The sequence below is a fragment of the Polynucleobacter ibericus genome, from assembly GCF_018687955.1.
Classification (GTDB): Bacteria; Pseudomonadota; Gammaproteobacteria; order Burkholderiales; family Burkholderiaceae; genus Polynucleobacter; species Polynucleobacter ibericus.
In genome coordinates this window covers 562,742-576,856 of sequence record NZ_CP061309.1, presented here as the reverse complement: position 1 = coordinate 576,856, position 14,115 = coordinate 562,742, and the positions used below count along the sequence as shown (strand labels likewise).

19 protein-coding genes are annotated in these 14,115 nt (G+C 44.7%); 10 read left to right on the top strand and 9 right to left on the bottom strand.

Annotated features, from left to right (window positions below; translation table 11 throughout):
- Positions 1 to 11 precede the first annotated feature (11 nt).
- Positions 12 to 281, bottom strand: coding sequence for a cupin domain-containing protein (locus AOC20_RS03080; protein ID WP_215361365.1), 270 nt, complete (start codon positions 279 to 281; stop codon positions 12 to 14).
- A gap of 60 nt (positions 282 to 341) precedes the next feature.
- On the opposite strand from AOC20_RS03080, the gene AOC20_RS03075 reads away from it, so the two are divergent.
- Entirely contained in the window at positions 342 to 632 is a 291-nt protein-coding gene (locus tag AOC20_RS03075; protein ID WP_215361364.1) for a DUF1330 domain-containing protein, read from the top strand.
- Between the two features lie 79 nt (positions 633 to 711).
- On the opposite strand, the gene AOC20_RS03070 is transcribed toward AOC20_RS03075, so the two are convergent.
- Positions 712 to 900 (bottom strand): hypothetical protein, encoded by a 189-nt coding sequence (locus AOC20_RS03070; protein WP_011903187.1) that lies wholly within the window; start codon positions 898 to 900, stop codon positions 712 to 714.
- A 161-nt stretch (positions 901 to 1,061) separates the two neighbouring features.
- Between AOC20_RS03070 and AOC20_RS03065 the strand changes: the two genes are divergently transcribed.
- The 3 genes from AOC20_RS03065 (at position 1,062) to AOC20_RS03055 (ending at position 3,531) form a co-directional block, all read left to right on the top strand.
- Positions 1,062 to 1,286, top strand: a complete 225-nt coding sequence (locus AOC20_RS03065) for a hypothetical protein (protein ID WP_215361363.1) — start codon at positions 1,062 to 1,064, stop codon at positions 1,284 to 1,286.
- Positions 1,287 to 1,322: 36 nt separating this feature from the next.
- Positions 1,323 to 2,912 (top strand): rhodanese homology domain-containing protein, encoded by a 1,590-nt coding sequence (locus AOC20_RS03060; RefSeq protein WP_215361362.1) that lies wholly within the window; start codon positions 1,323 to 1,325, stop codon positions 2,910 to 2,912.
- Between the two features lie 397 nt (positions 2,913 to 3,309).
- Positions 3,310 to 3,531, top strand: coding sequence for a TIGR02450 family Trp-rich protein (locus AOC20_RS03055; RefSeq protein ID WP_215361361.1), 222 nt, complete (start codon positions 3,310 to 3,312; stop codon positions 3,529 to 3,531).
- A gap of 53 nt (positions 3,532 to 3,584) precedes the next feature.
- On the opposite strand, the gene AOC20_RS03050 is transcribed toward AOC20_RS03055, so the two are convergent.
- Entirely contained in the window at positions 3,585 to 4,112 is a 528-nt protein-coding gene (locus AOC20_RS03050; protein ID WP_215361360.1) for a hypothetical protein, read from the bottom strand.
- A 104-nt stretch (positions 4,113 to 4,216) separates the two neighbouring features.
- On the opposite strand from AOC20_RS03050, the gene AOC20_RS03045 reads away from it, so the two are divergent.
- Positions 4,217 to 4,606 (top strand): group II truncated hemoglobin, encoded by a 390-nt coding sequence (locus AOC20_RS03045; protein WP_215361359.1) that lies wholly within the window; start codon positions 4,217 to 4,219, stop codon positions 4,604 to 4,606.
- A 2-nt stretch (positions 4,607 to 4,608) separates the two neighbouring features.
- On the opposite strand, the gene AOC20_RS03040 is transcribed toward AOC20_RS03045, so the two are convergent.
- Genes AOC20_RS03040 through AOC20_RS03030 form a run of 3 tightly spaced genes read right to left on the bottom strand, consistent with a single transcriptional unit; the run spans position 4,609 to position 7,228 of the window.
- A complete protein-coding gene (locus AOC20_RS03040; RefSeq protein WP_215361358.1) occupies positions 4,609 to 5,826 on the bottom strand; it encodes a BaiN/RdsA family NAD(P)/FAD-dependent oxidoreductase in 1,218 nt (405 codons plus the stop codon).
- A gap of 3 nt (positions 5,827 to 5,829) precedes the next feature.
- Complete coding sequence (locus AOC20_RS03035) at positions 5,830 to 6,342, bottom strand: hypothetical protein (protein ID WP_215361356.1); 513 nt, start codon at positions 6,340 to 6,342, stop codon at positions 5,830 to 5,832.
- A gap of 28 nt (positions 6,343 to 6,370) precedes the next feature.
- Complete coding sequence (locus AOC20_RS03030) at positions 6,371 to 7,228, bottom strand: LOG family protein (RefSeq protein WP_215361354.1); 858 nt, start codon at positions 7,226 to 7,228, stop codon at positions 6,371 to 6,373.
- A gap of 165 nt (positions 7,229 to 7,393) precedes the next feature.
- Here AOC20_RS03030 and AOC20_RS03025 point away from each other — a divergent pair, with 165 nt between their 5' ends.
- Together AOC20_RS03025 and AOC20_RS03020 are read left to right on the top strand one after the other, a co-directional pair.
- Positions 7,394 to 7,597, top strand: coding sequence for a hypothetical protein (locus AOC20_RS03025; protein WP_215361352.1), 204 nt, complete (start codon positions 7,394 to 7,396; stop codon positions 7,595 to 7,597).
- Positions 7,598 to 7,733: 136 nt separating this feature from the next.
- Complete coding sequence (locus AOC20_RS03020) at positions 7,734 to 8,471, top strand: ABC transporter substrate-binding protein (protein ID WP_215361350.1); 738 nt, start codon at positions 7,734 to 7,736, stop codon at positions 8,469 to 8,471.
- Between the two features lies 1 nt (position 8,472).
- Here AOC20_RS03020 and AOC20_RS03015 read toward each other — a convergent pair whose 3' ends face one another.
- Positions 8,473 to 9,888, bottom strand: coding sequence for an MBL fold metallo-hydrolase RNA specificity domain-containing protein (locus tag AOC20_RS03015; RefSeq protein WP_215361349.1), 1,416 nt, complete (start codon positions 9,886 to 9,888; stop codon positions 8,473 to 8,475).
- A 64-nt stretch (positions 9,889 to 9,952) separates the two neighbouring features.
- Between AOC20_RS03015 and AOC20_RS03010 the strand changes: the two genes are divergently transcribed.
- Positions 9,953 to 10,837, top strand: coding sequence for an NAD(P)H-hydrate dehydratase (locus AOC20_RS03010; RefSeq protein ID WP_215361348.1), 885 nt, complete (start codon positions 9,953 to 9,955; stop codon positions 10,835 to 10,837).
- A 6-nt stretch (positions 10,838 to 10,843) separates the two neighbouring features.
- Positions 10,844 to 11,821 carry a DMT family transporter gene (locus AOC20_RS03005; protein ID WP_215362126.1) on the top strand — a complete coding sequence of 326 codons (978 nt, stop codon included), beginning with the start codon at positions 10,844 to 10,846 and terminating at the stop codon, positions 11,819 to 11,821.
- Between the two features lie 15 nt (positions 11,822 to 11,836).
- On the opposite strand, the gene AOC20_RS03000 is transcribed toward AOC20_RS03005, so the two are convergent.
- The gene (locus AOC20_RS03000; protein ID WP_215361347.1) at positions 11,837 to 12,109 is read right to left on the bottom strand and encodes a protein tyrosine phosphatase; all 273 of its coding nucleotides are present in this window, start codon (positions 12,107 to 12,109) and stop codon (positions 11,837 to 11,839) included.
- 81 nt (positions 12,110 to 12,190) lie between these two features.
- Here AOC20_RS03000 and AOC20_RS02995 point away from each other — a divergent pair, with 81 nt between their 5' ends.
- On the top strand, positions 12,191 to 12,820 hold the full coding sequence (locus AOC20_RS02995) for an FABP family protein (RefSeq protein WP_215361345.1): 630 nt from the start codon (positions 12,191 to 12,193) through the stop codon (positions 12,818 to 12,820).
- Between the two features lie 88 nt (positions 12,821 to 12,908).
- Here the strand turns inward: AOC20_RS02995 and AOC20_RS02990 are convergent, their stop codons facing one another.
- A complete protein-coding gene (locus AOC20_RS02990) occupies positions 12,909 to 14,057 on the bottom strand; it encodes an aminotransferase class V-fold PLP-dependent enzyme (RefSeq protein WP_215361344.1) in 1,149 nt (382 codons plus the stop codon).
- Positions 14,058 to 14,115 lie beyond the last annotated feature (58 nt).

Genomic DNA, 14,115 nt, shown 5'->3' with positions numbered 1-14,115 from the left:
CTGAATAATTTTTATTGTTTTCTGGAGGCGAGGTATTTCACACCCTCAGGACCATACGATTCTGAATGCGGCTGCTGAAAGCCCAAATGAAATACATCGCCAGTGCTATATATCTTAGTAATTCCATCTGCCACGATAGTGATGTCACCAGCGATCACAAGCGCCTTCACCTCAAATGGATGCTCATGGATTCCAAGTTGGCTATTGGGGGGTTGCTGAACCTCTACTGGTTCCGGAAACCCATGCTGCTGAAGTAAGCGTAAAAATTCCTCAATATTCATACCTCAACTATAGCGTGGATATACTCTCATAGCATTCGGCAATCTTTATAAGGAATGGTGATGATCAAAGTCATTGGATTAATGGAGCTAAAGGATCAAGACGCCTTTGCGGAATACAGAAGTCAGGTCAGCCAAACAGTCGAACTTTACAAGGGCTCAATCAAAAACCGCGGCTCAATAGCTGAACTATTTTGGAATGAACTAGGTAGCGCATCTTTTAACACTTTTGTAGAGCTAGAGTTCCCTACGGCGCAAGATGCCCATGCTTGGGCTAACAGTCCTGAATATCAACTACTAGTACCCATTCGGAGTAAGGCAATGAAACTCACTTTGTTTAGCGTTGCCATTTAAACTATCTTGCATTAGATTAATCCTAACAAAAAAGCCTAGCTTATAAAGGCTAGGCTTTTTCATTCATCTGGAATGAGAATTACTTCTTAGCTTCCATTGCCTCTTTAGTGGCAGTGATTTCTTTACGGCGCTCTTTGCAAGCACCAGCGATTTCTTGCAGGGCTTTGCGTGCGCGAGCAGCAGATGCCTTAATACCTTTTTCAATAAATTTTTCGTTTTCAGCTTTGTATGCTTCAAAAGCAGCCAACAATGTATCGTGTTGTGACATCTTGTCTCCTATTAACAAATGATTATTCATACTGACAGCCAAGTCAGTATATCCCCATAAAAACCATAGAAAATCGCTCCCCAAATCAGGGATAACTCTTATATTTCCGGGCTCAGTCAAAATGGGCTACTCCTTTCTGGTGAGGCTTAGAAATACCCAAAATGCTCGGAAATATCCTTCTATTGCTGATTGCCGACCCAATCGGACTCTCAGTCAACGCCCAAAACAGCTCCTGGCCTTCTTCCAGCAAGCCATTGTCCTTTATTAACCCATTTCAACCAGGTGGCGCTAGCAGGGCCGTTAGCGCCGCAGCTGCAGCAAAAGTAGCGCCAGATGGATATGCCTGGCTTCTTGGTGCAGTGCATCAACCCATAGCGCCAAGTTAGACTAAAAGAAAATAAAAAATCAAATTAAGAGGCAGCATGGCCATTCAGACAAAAAATTATTCCTTTGTTCGCAACAAGCTACTCAATAAAGAAGAGCTTGCTTTATTAGATGTGCGAGAGGAGGATCCTCACGCGCAAGAGCACCCACTCTTTGCAGCAAACCTTCCTTTATCTAGAGTGGAGATTGATGCGTACGCGAAGCTGCCAAAGAAGAGTGTGCCCATCGTTACCTTAGATGATGGAGAAGGATTTGCGCAATTAGCAGCGCAACGTTTAATCACTCTTGGCTATACCGATGTGTCTATTTTCGAAGGTGGTGTTCAAGGCTGGAAAGCAGCTGGTGGTGAATTATTCAAAGATGTCAATGTTCCTAGCAAATCTTTTGGTGAGTACGTAGAATCTAAGCGCCATACACCATCTCTTTCGGCGCAAGAAGTGAAGCAATTAATTGATGCCAAAGAGAATATTGTTGTTGTCGATGTTCGTCGTTTTGATGAGTACAACACGATGAGTATCCCAACAGGCATTAGTGTTCCTGGCGCTGAGCTTGTTCTCCGCTTACCTGAATTAGCCCCTGACCCTAAAACTAAAGTCATCGTGAACTGTGCCGGAAGAACCCGCAGCATTATTGGGACGCAATCACTCATTAATGCTGGCATTCCGAATGAAGTGAATGCTCTGCGTAATGGCACGATTGGCTGGACTTTAGCCGGACAAGAACTCGATAAGGGTCAAAGCAGAAAATTTCGGGAAGTTGGTGAAGAGACTAAAAAAGATGCAGCGCAACGTGCTCGTAGCGTTGCAGATAGAGCTGGGGTAAAGCGCACTAGTTTGAATCAAATAGAGGCGTGGAAAGCTCAAGCCGATCGAACCACGTACTTCTTTGATACACGCACTCCAGAAGAATATGAGGCTGGTCATCTCCCTGGCTTTAGATCTGTGCCAGGCGGACAGCTTGTACAAGAAACCGAAATGGTTGCCCCAGTTCGAGGCGCTCGTATAGTTTTAGTTGATCCGAGTGGCGGTGGAGTAAGAGCCAATATGCCAGCCTCATGGTTAGCACAAATGGCGTGGGATGTTTATGTGCTGGACGGGGTTAATAACTCTGATCTCATGGAAACAGGATCCTGGAAAGCGCCTTTACCTATTCTTCCAAGCATTGAGAGCGTAGATGCAAAGACTGTTTCAACTTGGTTGAAGACAGACAGCAATACGATTGCCATTGATTTCAGCACACATGCCAATTACGTTAAAGGTCATATCCCTGGATGTTGGTATGCATTGCGCTCTCAACTGGGTGAGGCCATGAAAAAAATTCCTCAAGTAGATCGCTATGTCATCACCAGCTCACCATGCGAATTAAGCCTCTTGGCCGCTCAAGAACTGCAAGCCCTGATTAAAGCAGAGGTCCTTGTTCTAGAGGGCGGTAATGCCGCTTGGATAAGAGCTGGACTAGAGCTTGAAAAAGGACCAAGTCATTTAGCCTCACTACCTCTAGATCGCTATAAGCGCCCCTACGAAGGAACTAGCGTCGATCCTGCGGCGATGCAAGCCTATCTTGACTGGGAATTTGGTCTAGTAGAGCAGTTGGGTAAAGATGGTACCCATCACTTCTGGGTTCTATAAGCTCAGTACCAAAGTCCTTCAGCGAAGCAGTGAATAATTCGCTATTCTTCGTGTATGGATTTATTCAAAGCGCCCTTCCGCCTTCATCTCATCACCCCTATTTTTTTAGTACTTTGGCTATGTGCTTGTGAGCGTGAGGTGTATGCCACTTGGAGTTGTAGCTCCCCCACTGAAACAAAAATCTCTATGGTGCTAAGAAAAGCTCAGATGGAATTTAGGGGGGATAAGTTTGATTACTGCGGTAGCTTGGGAAACCAAAGCTTCTTTGATCGACAATGTTCAGCCCAAACAAATCAATCCAGTGTGATTTTTACACCTTCCTCAGGCTTACTCATCAGCAGCGGGGAAAATTTTCAATGTGCCGCGTTATAAAAAAATGGTCCACATCTAATTCATCATGAATCGCTTAAGCCCGAAGAAATTGCTACTAACCAAATGGACGGCAGTAAAGCCAATCGCCAAACAAAAGCACTTTTTAGTCAGCAAGGTGATTCTTCCTGAACCTCCAAGTGAAAAAATAGAATTCATTGAAATCGAGGCCGTCTTCTCCAAAAAGACTACACAGATTGCATGGCGTGATCTTACTAACAGCGATTTATGGTTGCAAGGCTGGAAATGAAAAACCGCCCCAATAATGAGGCGGCCAATAACTCTGAATACTAAGAAGAATATTTAATCAGATTTCTTTTTTGATGCCGGGGATTTGTGTACTAAGTTGTCGATATTCTTTTCGGCAGCTTCGGCAACCTCATTCACAATACGGCGCCCCTCTTTAAACATATTTTGCCCTGTAGTGGACATCTCATGAACAACCTTAGAGAGCTTATCTGCATGTGCTGGCATTTTATTTTCAGCATCCTCTAACCAATTTACTAGAGAGCTGCGCACTTTCTCGAGGTGCTTCTCAGTTTCATCTGCAGCGCCATCCCCGAGTTCTTTTAAAACAGATTTCACTTTCTTCTGATATGCGGCAGCGCGTTTAGCGGCCTCTTTGGTGGCCTCTTCCTGTAAATCTTTTAATTTACTTAAGTCATTTTTTGCGGCAGATTTGGCGCTATCTAGGGCATTTTTCATACCCCACTCGATCTCAGCCATATGATGCTCGCTCAATTTTTTAGCTGCTTCTAAGAGGGTATGCGAATAATCAAAAAGCTCTTTAGCCTTTTCTCGTTGCCATTTTTGCAGATCTTTTGCGTCCATATTGCGCTCCTATCAATTAGGGGTTGGTGAAGTTTCTAATAACTACTCTATACCGAATTAAAGAAACTGCCAATTCCCCTGATTTACAGCCTTAAAATAAGGGAATGAGCGAAAGACAATCCATTTATGACACTATTGGCGGAATCGACAAAATCGATGAGTTAGTAGACCGTTTTTACGATTTAATGGCACTAGAGCCTAATTTTCATGATTTACGCGCCATGCATCCAGAGGATCTCTCAAGCTCTAGAGAAAAACTGAAATTCTTCCTAACAGGATGGATGGGTGGCCCGGATATCTACTCACCAAAATATGGCCATCCAATGCTAAGGGCAAGACATCTACCCTTCAAGATCGGCTTAAATGAACGCAATCAATGGTTAGCTTGCATGTATCAAGCGATGAAGGAATGTGGCATCGATGGAAATGCTGCTAAGCAGCTGGAGGAATCTTTTTTTAATACTGCAGACTGGATGAGAAATCAGCCTAACTAGTCTTAAAGTGCCTGGGCGCAAGCAAAGCCGCTTGCCCAAGCCCACTGGAAGTTATGTCCACCTAAATGGCCTGTCACATCAACGCATTCACCAATAAAGAATAGCCCTGGATGTTTGCGCGACATCATCGATTGCCCATCTAATTCTTTAGTATCTACACCACCCAACATCACCTCAGCTTTTTTCCAGCCTAAGGTACCTGCTGGCTTTACAGACCAGTTGGTAATTAATTCTTTGAGGGCTTGACGATCTTTTTTAGATACCTCAGCCCATTTACGACCCGTCAAGTTTTTTTGATCAGCAAATGCATTTGCCAAGCGCTGCGGCATAACGGAGGCCAGAATTGTTTCAGCCTGCTTTAACCGATTCTCTTCATTATTAAAGAGCTCATCGCAATTAAACCCACCAGGGCGCTCAAGTGCTCCAAGCCAATCAATATGAATGGGCTCACCCTCCTCCCAGTAACTACTGGCCTGTAGCACCGCAGGTCCAGACAGCCCTTTATGTGTCAGCAGTAGATCCTCGATAAACCTACAGGCACCATAACGATGGCCTTTAGAACCAGAGGCAATTCTGACGGGAACACTAAGGCCGGCTAATTCGTTGAGACTGCCAAAATTATCCGCAGTAAATGAAAGAGGCACTAAAGCCGGCCTAGGATCCACAATATTTAATCCAAACTGCTTTGCAATATCCAAAGAATAAGCAGTAGCGCCAATAGCTGGAACTGGCAAACCACCGGTGGCCATCACAACTGTTTTTGATTTTTCAATGCCGGCATCAGTGTGAATAATCCACTGATCGCTAGCTTGCTCAACAGATTGAACGCTAACCGGGTGACGAATACTCACGCCACCTTTAGCGCACTCAGAAAAGAGCATGTCAATAATTTGCTTAGCCGAGTCATCGCAAAATAATTGACCCTGATGTTTTTCGTGGTAACCGATTCCATGGGACGTCACGAGCTTAATGAATTCTGATGAAGGATATCGAGCAAGTGCACTTTTAACAAAATGCTGATTAAGGGACAAGAAATTGGCTGGACTGCTGTGTAAATTCGTGAAATTACAGCGCCCTCCACCGCTAATGCGAATCTTTTCACCCAAAACTTCCGCGTGGTCTAGTACGAGTACTGCTTTACCTAACTGACCAGCAATTCCTGCGCAGAATAGACCTGCTGCACCGCCACCAATAATGATGGCATCCCAAGTTCTACTCATGCACTACTCAAAACGATCAATGATGTCAGATGAGATATTAAGCTTTCTCATATGAAGCTTGGTATAGGCCTGGCGGAAATTCTTGGTCATAGAGATCATTACTGACGCGGTCCACGCAAAGGAAAACATTCCTGAAAAAGCAATAATCACGGCGAGCATTTTCCACCCGTACGGAAGAATGTCTTCCATAAAACCCATTGCAGTGTATGTACTGCCACTAAATAAAATACTTTGACCTAGTTCAGGTAGTAATTTAAAGGCATATAGCGCTAGTCCCCAGATCAATATTTCTGCAATATGCGTCAAGAATAAATAGAAGACGCTAATATAAAAACAAAAAGCGACAGCAGAATATTTCTTCTCCGCTAAATACAAAAAAGTTTTCACTTCGTAGCGCTTGGCAATCTGCAGCAACAATACGCCATGAAAAACCAAGACAATCAATAACATGGCGCCACCCAGAAGATAACCTGGAAGATCAAGGGCGGTAGCGAGATTGCTTTGTGACGGATGCATGATCGGTATTTTACAGCTGCCCTTGTTCTTAGCCTAGCTGATACCAATCCTGGATATGCTGCCAAGCCTCCAGAGCCGTCTCTGAAAAGTGAATACTCTGCATATCCGCTTGGTCAATCACGCCAAACTCCACCATCTGATTGAAGTTCACCATTTCTTGCCAATACTGCTTGCCAACCAAAATTACTGGGATAGGCCGTACTTTTTTAGTCTGTATCAGGGTCAATACCTCGAATAACTCATCAAAAGAACCAAATCCTCCTGGGTAAGCAACGATTGCCCTAGCTCGCAGCATAAAGTGCATCTTACGTAGCGCGAAGTAATGGAAGCGAAAACTGAGTCCAGGGCTGATGTACTGATTTGGGTGCTGCTCTCTAGGAAGGCTGATATTAAAACCAATCGTCTTGTCACCCATTTCAAAGGCACCACGATTAGCAGCCTCCATAATTCCAGGTCCACCACCTGTGCAGATATGAAGCTTATTGGAGGCTTGTTTTTGCGTTGCGTTGTAATGAGCAACCAAGGATCCGAATTCCCTGGCAGACTCGTAGTATTCACTATGCAGTAGCGCCTTATTTGCCAGAGCAACCTCATCTACAGTCTTTGCATTTTTCTCCATCTCCAAGGCTTGTGCCTTGCTAACGAAACGGGTTGAGCCAAAAACAGTAATCGTATGCTCAATACCGTGTTCTTTAAGCAAGACCTCGGGCTTGAGTAACTCTAATTCAAAGCGGATACCCATGGTTTCTCGACGAGCTAAAAAAGCTTCATCATCGAAAGCAAACTTATAAGAGTCCTCTGAGTCCCCCTCTGAAAGCTGACCCAGATGAAGATTTAAAAACTCGGTAATTGTCTGCGAATTATTGGCCGGCAGCTTAGATTTCATATTGCAACCTTATTCATCTGTATAAGTCCATCTTAACTCCCGCCCTGAATAAGTGTTAATACCTAGTTCAAGCACAGATATAAGCTTCTAGGGATTATTGGGATTTACCCAGCGCCCTTCCCGAGTTAATATTGCGCTAATTTCAACTAAATCGAAGGAAAAGCAATGAGCAACCGTTCACTTATCATTCTCGTTCTGGCACTAGTAGCTGCCACAGCCTATTTACTCCTCAAAGGCGATGGCGACATTGATATGGGTGGCGAAAAGCATGGTGCCGAAGCTGCGCACATGGAAGAAGCTAAAAAAGATGCTCCTGCAGCTGCTCCAGCCGCTCCAGCAGCAGCCCCTGCAGCTGACGCTAAAAAGTAATCACTTCAATTGCATAGAAAACCGCGGTCCGCCGCGGTTTTTTGTTTCATGCTTTTGATGAAACTACTTTTCTCTCTAGTCCTTACTCTTGTATTTCCGAGTTTTTACAATTTGCAATTAGCTAAGCAACCCCCATATGAATACTATTGATTCCGTATCTCTACTCTCTTTTGCCCCAACGGGCACTTTACGCGTCGGTATAAATTTAGGAAATCCTATTCTGGCCAATGAAGATCCAGCTACCAAAACATTACATGGCGTCACGATTGATATCGCGGATGAAATTGGTAAGCGAATTTCATATCCTGTTCAACTTACCCCTTTTAAAACAGCTGCGACAACACTCGATGCGGTGAAGACAGGTAATATCGACTTAGTATTTGTAGCAATTGATCCAGTGCGCGGGGCTGACATTAGCTATACGCCAGCCTATATTCAGATTGAAGGGGCCTATATGGTCAAAGCCTCATCCCCACTACAGACCAATGAAGAGGTCGATGTTGCTGGTAACGAAATCGTGGTTGGTAAAGGCAGTGCATACGATCTTTACCTAACACGAGAGATTAAAAATGCCAGCCTCTTGCGTGCTGCTAGCTCCCAAGCTGTAGTGGACGATTTTATGTCTGGCAATGGAAATGTAGCTGCAGGTGTTAAACAACAATTAGAAAGTGATGCAAAGCGTTATAAAGATTTACGTATGCTTCCTGGACGCTTCATGGTAATTAACCAGGCAATTGGCATTCCAAAGGCAAGAGGGCATTATGAAACCACCACCGCCTACTTAAGTAATGTCATCGCAGAACTCAAGCAATCCGGATTTGTGGCGGACGCCATGAAGCGTCACCATATTCAAGGTGCAAGAGTAGCCGAATAAATTAACATTGGTAGGTATGTAAGCGCTCTGGAATAATGACATTCCTCCAATGCAACTGATCTCTAATACATTCGGCAAGTACTGAAGAAGATTCTGGCTCGCCATGCACTACAAAAACAGTGTTAGGCGCTCTTTTAAATCCCCTCAGCCAATCCAACAACCCAGCCTGATCAGCATGAGCGGATAAACCACCAATAGTATGTATTGAGGCTCTAACTGGAACTTCTTCACCAAATAACCGGACTTTTTGCGCTTTATCTACCAAACGCCTGCCAAGACTGCCATAGGCCTGAAAGCCAGTAATCACAATGGCATTTTGTGCACGCGGTAAATTACTAGCTAAGTGGTGAACAATACGACCTGCATCACACATGCCACTCGCTGAAATAATGATGGCGCCGCCCTTCACTTTATTCAGTGCTTTAGATTCTTCCACATCGGCAATAAAGCGGAGATCAACTGCCTTGGGATTATTTTTATACCAATCAAAAGTTGCTTGTGATTGACTATCCAATTGTGAGAAAAAATTTTGTGTGAGGTGCGTTGCTGCAGTAGCCATTGGCGAATCTACCCATATACTCAAATGAGAGAGGCGCCCTCTTCTTACCAAGTCAATTAAGAGAAAAAGTATCTCTTGTGTGCGCCCAACTGCAAAAGCGGGCATTACTACATTACCATGCGCAGCCATTGTTGAAGAGATCACATCTACCAACTCATCTTCAGTATCTTGCAAGCTCCGGTGCAAACGATCGCCATAGGTAGACTCGACCACAATAACGTCGGCGTCTTTTATTAAATCCGGGTCTGGCATTAAGACTTTGCCCTTCATTCCAATGTCACCCGAAAAAACACAACGTTTTTTTTGAATCCCATCTTCAGCGATATCGATCACTGCGATTGCGGAACCTAAAATATGCCCCGCATTACGAAACTCTAGCCCTATTCCATGTGCTGGTTCAACAAACTGCTCATATTCCAGTGGTTCAAACTGGTTCAGAGCCATCTCAACCTCTTCCCGAGAATACAAAGCAACAGGCATTTCTCCTCGCCACTTGCCCGCCTTTTGCTTTCTCTCAGCTCGCTCTACATCTGCGCGCTGTAAGTGAGCGCTATCAAGCAAGAGAATTTTCAATAACTCAAAGGTTGATTTTGTGCAGTAAATAGGACCGCTAAATCCCTGGGCACATAAACGAGGCAATAAACCACTATGGTCAATATGCGCATGCGTTAACACTACAAAATCAAGATCTTTTGGCGAGAACCGCAACACCTCCAGATTCTTATTCGTTGCTTCCCGCCCGCCTTGGAACATGCCATAGTCAACCATGAAATGTCTGGACTTTCCAGACAGCATGGCGTTAATCAAGTGGCGAGAGCCGGTGACCTCACCTGCCGCACCTAAAAATTGGATATTCATATACTCAGGATACTCTTTCCTATAATTAGCTCAAGAGCTCTGTAATTAGGGCGATACTATTCATATGATTCAACAGCCTACTGCCCTCGATACATTTAAGTTAGTCAAACTTCTCAAGCGTCAGTCCGCGGAACATAAAGGCAGCGCAGGAAAAGTTGTCTTGATTGGTGGCGCACCTGGAATGGCTGGCGCCTTACTATTGGCCGGTAATGCCTGCTTACATTTAGGCGCAGGCTGGACAATACTGGAGATGCTGGACCCTGCATCAGCACACGCCCAAGAAAATCAACCCGAGCTCATGATTCGTCTTGCTACGTTGGTTACCCAAGAAAGCCTTGCTACTGCCAAACCTGATGTGATTGCTATTGGCCCAGGTCTTGGAAAATCAAAGTTGGCATCATACTGCTTGCATGCAGTACTGGCATACCCAAGCATTCCATTAGTGATTGATGCCGATGCCCTCAATCTCATCAGTGAATCTCCTGAGTTGCTTAAGCAACTTCAGATTCGTAATCAACAATTTCCCGGTTCTACCGTTCTCACACCGCACCCTGGTGAGGCTGCAAAGCTTTTAAAGACAACAACAGAAAGCGTGCAATCTGATCGCGTGCGTGCTGTTAGACAATTAATTGATCTCACCCAATCAATTGTGGTCCTTAAAGGCCAGCATACCCTGATTGCCTCCCCACACCATATGCCAGTGCAATGTCTTGCTGGCAACCCCGGCATGGGCACTGGTGGCATGGGGGACATTCTGACTGGAAGTATTGCTGCAATAGCCGCTCAAGGAGTTCGTCATCATTTGGACTTATGGCAGGCCACCGGAATTGCGGTTGAGCTTCATGCTACTGCAGCTGATAGCCTAGTGAACGAAGGGGTCGGCCCTATTGGCCTTACACCTTCCGAAACCATCTTAGAAATGAGAGCGCTGCTAAATAAACTGTTATAAATAGTGATGCATTCTGTAAGCGCAGCACATCATCACCAACGTTACCTTTATGGCATCTTGATGGCCGGGGTTGGCTCCATGCTTTTCTCTGGAAAAGCGATTTTGGTAAAACTCGCTTTTGGTTATGGCGCAAACGCGGAAACACTTTTAGCTTTACGCATGCTCATGGCTCTTCCATTGTTTTGGGGGATCTTCTGGTGGGAATCTCGTCGCAAGGAAATGAGCCCAATCACCTGGCTTGATCGTGGCAAGTTATTTTTCTTAGGGTTCTTGGGCTACTTCCTATCTAGCTATATTGATTTCTTAGGTCTGCAATACATCTCGGTTGGCTTAGAGCGCATCGTCCTCTATCTCACCCCAACAATTGTTCTGCTCATCTCTTACTTCGTATTAAAAAAACCAATCTCTAAACTCCAGTGGTATTCGCTGATCGTTGGCTACATTGGGGTATTTATCGTATTCATACAAGATGCGAGCTCTTCAGGGCTAAGTGCCTGGCTTGGAATGTTTTTAGTTTTTGGTAGTGCCTGTTCCTATGCAGCTTATATGATAGGCGCGGGAGAAATGGTAAAGCGCATCGGTAGCGTGCGCTTAGTTGTTTATGCAAGTTCAGCCTCTGCTATCTTGAGCATTGCTCAGTCGACCATCCACAACCCACTTGCCATATTTGAGCAACCGCTACAAATCTACTGGTTTAGCCTGCTCAATGCGAGTTTTTGCACCGTCATTCCAATGCTTCTCATCATGATTGCCATTAATCGCATTGGATCACCCTTGGTAGCACAAGCTGGAATACTCGGTCCAGTCTCGACCATTTTTATGGGATATTTAATTCTGGCAGAACCTATTACATGGACACAGATAGGCGGTATGGCTTTGGTGATTGCAGCTATGTGGCTGCTGGTCAAAAATGATGCTCCAAGTAAAAAGTCAGCAGACCCCAAAAGATCTGATGACTTCGATGGTGCAGAACCCCTCAATTAAGAGAGGTGAATGTCTTTACTGAGCTGCAGCGTCAGTAGCTAGTTTCGACTTCTTTTTTGATTTCTTTTTCGATTTTTTCTCAGCTTTCTTTTCTTTCTTGGCTTTTTTCTTAGCCTTTTTATCAACAGACTTTTCAGCTGGAGTTGCTGCTGGTGCGGCAACTGGAGCAGCAGCAGGTACAGCAGCTGGCGCAGGAGCTGGATCGGCAGCCATCACTGAGATTGGGGTAATGCCAATAGCAACAGAAATGAGAGAGGCTAGGCTCAAGCGCACGATACGAGAAATCATGTAGTTCTCCAGGAAAGTTTGTGGATAATTTAATAATACTCAAAAATTTGAGATTAATGCTTCATTTTTAATAGGCTGAATATGGGTAATTTTCCGAGCGACATTTTTACTGAACCTCAGGGTTATTCAGTCAACACTTTAGAGCAGCTCGGTCCGCTCACTGGCATGGCCGGAGTTTGGGAAGGCATACGCGGTTTAGATATAAAACCCAAAGCAGAAGGTCCGAAGAAGCAAGCCTATGTAGAGCGCATTGAACTCCAGCCCATTGACCCGCAAACGAATGGTCCCCAATTATTTTATGGTCTTAGATATCACACCCATATCACCAAACCCGATCAGGTAAAAACCTATCACGATCAGGTGGGATATTGGTTATGGGAGCCTGCGAATGGCAATATTATTCATACTCTCTCTATACCCCGTGGCATGATCACTATGGCATCCGGCAACGCAGCCTCAAATGCTAGGCAGTTTGAATTACATGCTAAGGAGAATGATCCTGCCGCAGGGATTTCCTCCAACCCATTTCTCAATTACGCATTCAGAACAGTTGAGTTTCGAATTCAAGTTTCCATTCATGATGATGACACTTGGTCTTACGAACAAGACACTGTTATGAAAATTAAAGATCAAGTAGAGTTATTTCATCACGTAGATAGCAACACGCTTCATAAGATTGGGGAAGCTATCCCCAACCCACTAGCTAGATAATTTATAGAATATATTTTTTAGTGTTGCTAGATGTAATAAAGGCCATCATGTGATGGCCTTTATTATTCATGGTGCACTACTTCAAAAATTACGCAGGCAGAGCTTCAGTTTCGGTAATCTTTTCTAATGCTGCCTCTAGATGGCCAACCGTGCGATCAACGTGAGCTAGTTTTTCGAGACCGAACAAACCGATACGGAAAGTGCGGAAGTCTGGCCTTTCATCACATTGCAGAGGCACGCCAGCTGCAGTCTGTAAACCCAAAGCAATAAACTTCTTGCCTGACTGGATATCTGGGTCTTTGGTGTAGCTAACGACGACACCAGGAGCTTGGAAGCCTTTAGCCGATACAGAGTGATAGCCTTTAGAAACGAGTAAGTTACGTACTTTTGTACCCAACTCAACCTGCTTGGCCTTCAGCGCCGCAAAGCCAAGTGCTTGGGTTTCTTTCATCACGTTACGCAATACCTTTAAAGCATCGGTAGCCATGGTGGTGTGATACACATGGCCACCCTTTTCATAGGCTTCCATGATCTGCAACCATTTTTTCAAATCCATCGAAAAGCTGCTGCTCTGCGTTGCTTCAATGCGCTCACGCGCACGATCGCCAAGAGCAATCAAAGCGCAGCAAGGGGAGCTACTCCAACCTTTTTGGGGTGCAGTAATAAGTACGTCCACATTGCAAGCTTTCATATCAACCCACATTGCGCCCGAGGCAATGCAATCCAATACAAACAAACCATTTACAGAGTGCACCGCCTCGCCAACTGCTTTCAGATAATCATCCGGAAGAATGATGCCGGCAGAAGTTTCTACATGCGGGGCAAAAACCACTGCTGGTTTTTCCTTCTTGATGAAAGCCACTACTTCTTCGATAGGAGCTGGAGCGAAAACACCTTGTGCTGAATCGTCTAATTGACGTCCTTTGATGACACTGACATCTTTAGTAATGTTCGCCAAATCAAAAATTTGTGTCCAACGATAGCTAAACCAGCCATTACGCAAAACTAAGCATTTTTCATTATTGGCAAATTGGCGGGCAACTGCCTCCATACCAAAAGTGCCGCTACCAGGAACGATGACTGCTGAGCTGGCGTTGTAAGCATCCTTAAGGACACTCGAAATATCCACCATCACGCGCTTGAACTCTTCAGACATGTGATTCAAAGAGCGGTCGGTATAAACAACCGAGAACTCTAATAAACCGTCTGGATCAACATTGGGGAGTAAGCCTGGCATAGTAATTTCCTAGGGATTTCTGTGATTAGCCCTAAATGATACCGATTTAAGGCATTTT

What these genes read in the sequence shown, in the direction of transcription:
- AOC20_RS03055 (WP_215361361.1), top strand. Translation starts at nt 3,310, where the DNA reads ATGAATCGCTTAAGCCCGAAGAAATTGCTACTAACCAAATGGACGGCA.
- AOC20_RS03040 (WP_215361358.1), bottom strand. Translation starts at nt 5,826, where the DNA reads ATGAGTAGAACTTGGGATGCCATCATTATTGGTGGCGGTGCAGCAGGT.
- AOC20_RS03025 (WP_215361352.1), top strand. Translation starts at nt 7,394, where the DNA reads ATGAGCAACCGTTCACTTATCATTCTCGTTCTGGCACTAGTAGCTGCC.
- AOC20_RS02995 (WP_215361345.1), top strand. Translation starts at nt 12,191, where the DNA reads ATGGGTAATTTTCCGAGCGACATTTTTACTGAACCTCAGGGTTATTCA.
- AOC20_RS03035 (WP_215361356.1), bottom strand. Translation starts at nt 6,342, where the DNA reads ATGCATCCGTCACAAAGCAATCTCGCTACCGCCCTTGATCTTCCAGGT.
- AOC20_RS03015 (WP_215361349.1), bottom strand. Translation starts at nt 9,888, where the DNA reads ATGAATATCCAATTTTTAGGTGCGGCAGGTGAGGTCACCGGCTCTCGC.
- AOC20_RS03070 (WP_011903187.1), bottom strand. Translation starts at nt 900, where the DNA reads ATGTCACAACACGATACATTGTTGGCTGCTTTTGAAGCATACAAAGCT.
- AOC20_RS03080 (WP_215361365.1), bottom strand. Translation starts at nt 281, where the DNA reads ATGAATATTGAGGAATTTTTACGCTTACTTCAGCAGCATGGGTTTCCG.
- AOC20_RS03060 (WP_215361362.1), top strand. Translation starts at nt 1,323, where the DNA reads ATGGCCATTCAGACAAAAAATTATTCCTTTGTTCGCAACAAGCTACTC.
- AOC20_RS03000 (WP_215361347.1), bottom strand. Translation starts at nt 12,109, where the DNA reads ATGATTTCTCGTATCGTGCGCTTGAGCCTAGCCTCTCTCATTTCTGTT.
- AOC20_RS03075 (WP_215361364.1), top strand. Translation starts at nt 342, where the DNA reads ATGATCAAAGTCATTGGATTAATGGAGCTAAAGGATCAAGACGCCTTT.
- AOC20_RS03005 (WP_215362126.1), top strand. Translation starts at nt 10,844, where the DNA reads ATGCATTCTGTAAGCGCAGCACATCATCACCAACGTTACCTTTATGGC.
- AOC20_RS02990 (WP_215361344.1), bottom strand. Translation starts at nt 14,057, where the DNA reads ATGCCAGGCTTACTCCCCAATGTTGATCCAGACGGTTTATTAGAGTTC.
- AOC20_RS03050 (WP_215361360.1), bottom strand. Translation starts at nt 4,112, where the DNA reads ATGGACGCAAAAGATCTGCAAAAATGGCAACGAGAAAAGGCTAAAGAG.
- AOC20_RS03010 (WP_215361348.1), top strand. Translation starts at nt 9,953, where the DNA reads ATGATTCAACAGCCTACTGCCCTCGATACATTTAAGTTAGTCAAACTT.
- AOC20_RS03030 (WP_215361354.1), bottom strand. Translation starts at nt 7,228, where the DNA reads ATGAAATCTAAGCTGCCGGCCAATAATTCGCAGACAATTACCGAGTTT.
- AOC20_RS03020 (WP_215361350.1), top strand. Translation starts at nt 7,734, where the DNA reads ATGAATACTATTGATTCCGTATCTCTACTCTCTTTTGCCCCAACGGGC.
- AOC20_RS03045 (WP_215361359.1), top strand. Translation starts at nt 4,217, where the DNA reads ATGAGCGAAAGACAATCCATTTATGACACTATTGGCGGAATCGACAAA.
- AOC20_RS03065 (WP_215361363.1), top strand. Translation starts at nt 1,062, where the DNA reads ATGCTCGGAAATATCCTTCTATTGCTGATTGCCGACCCAATCGGACTC.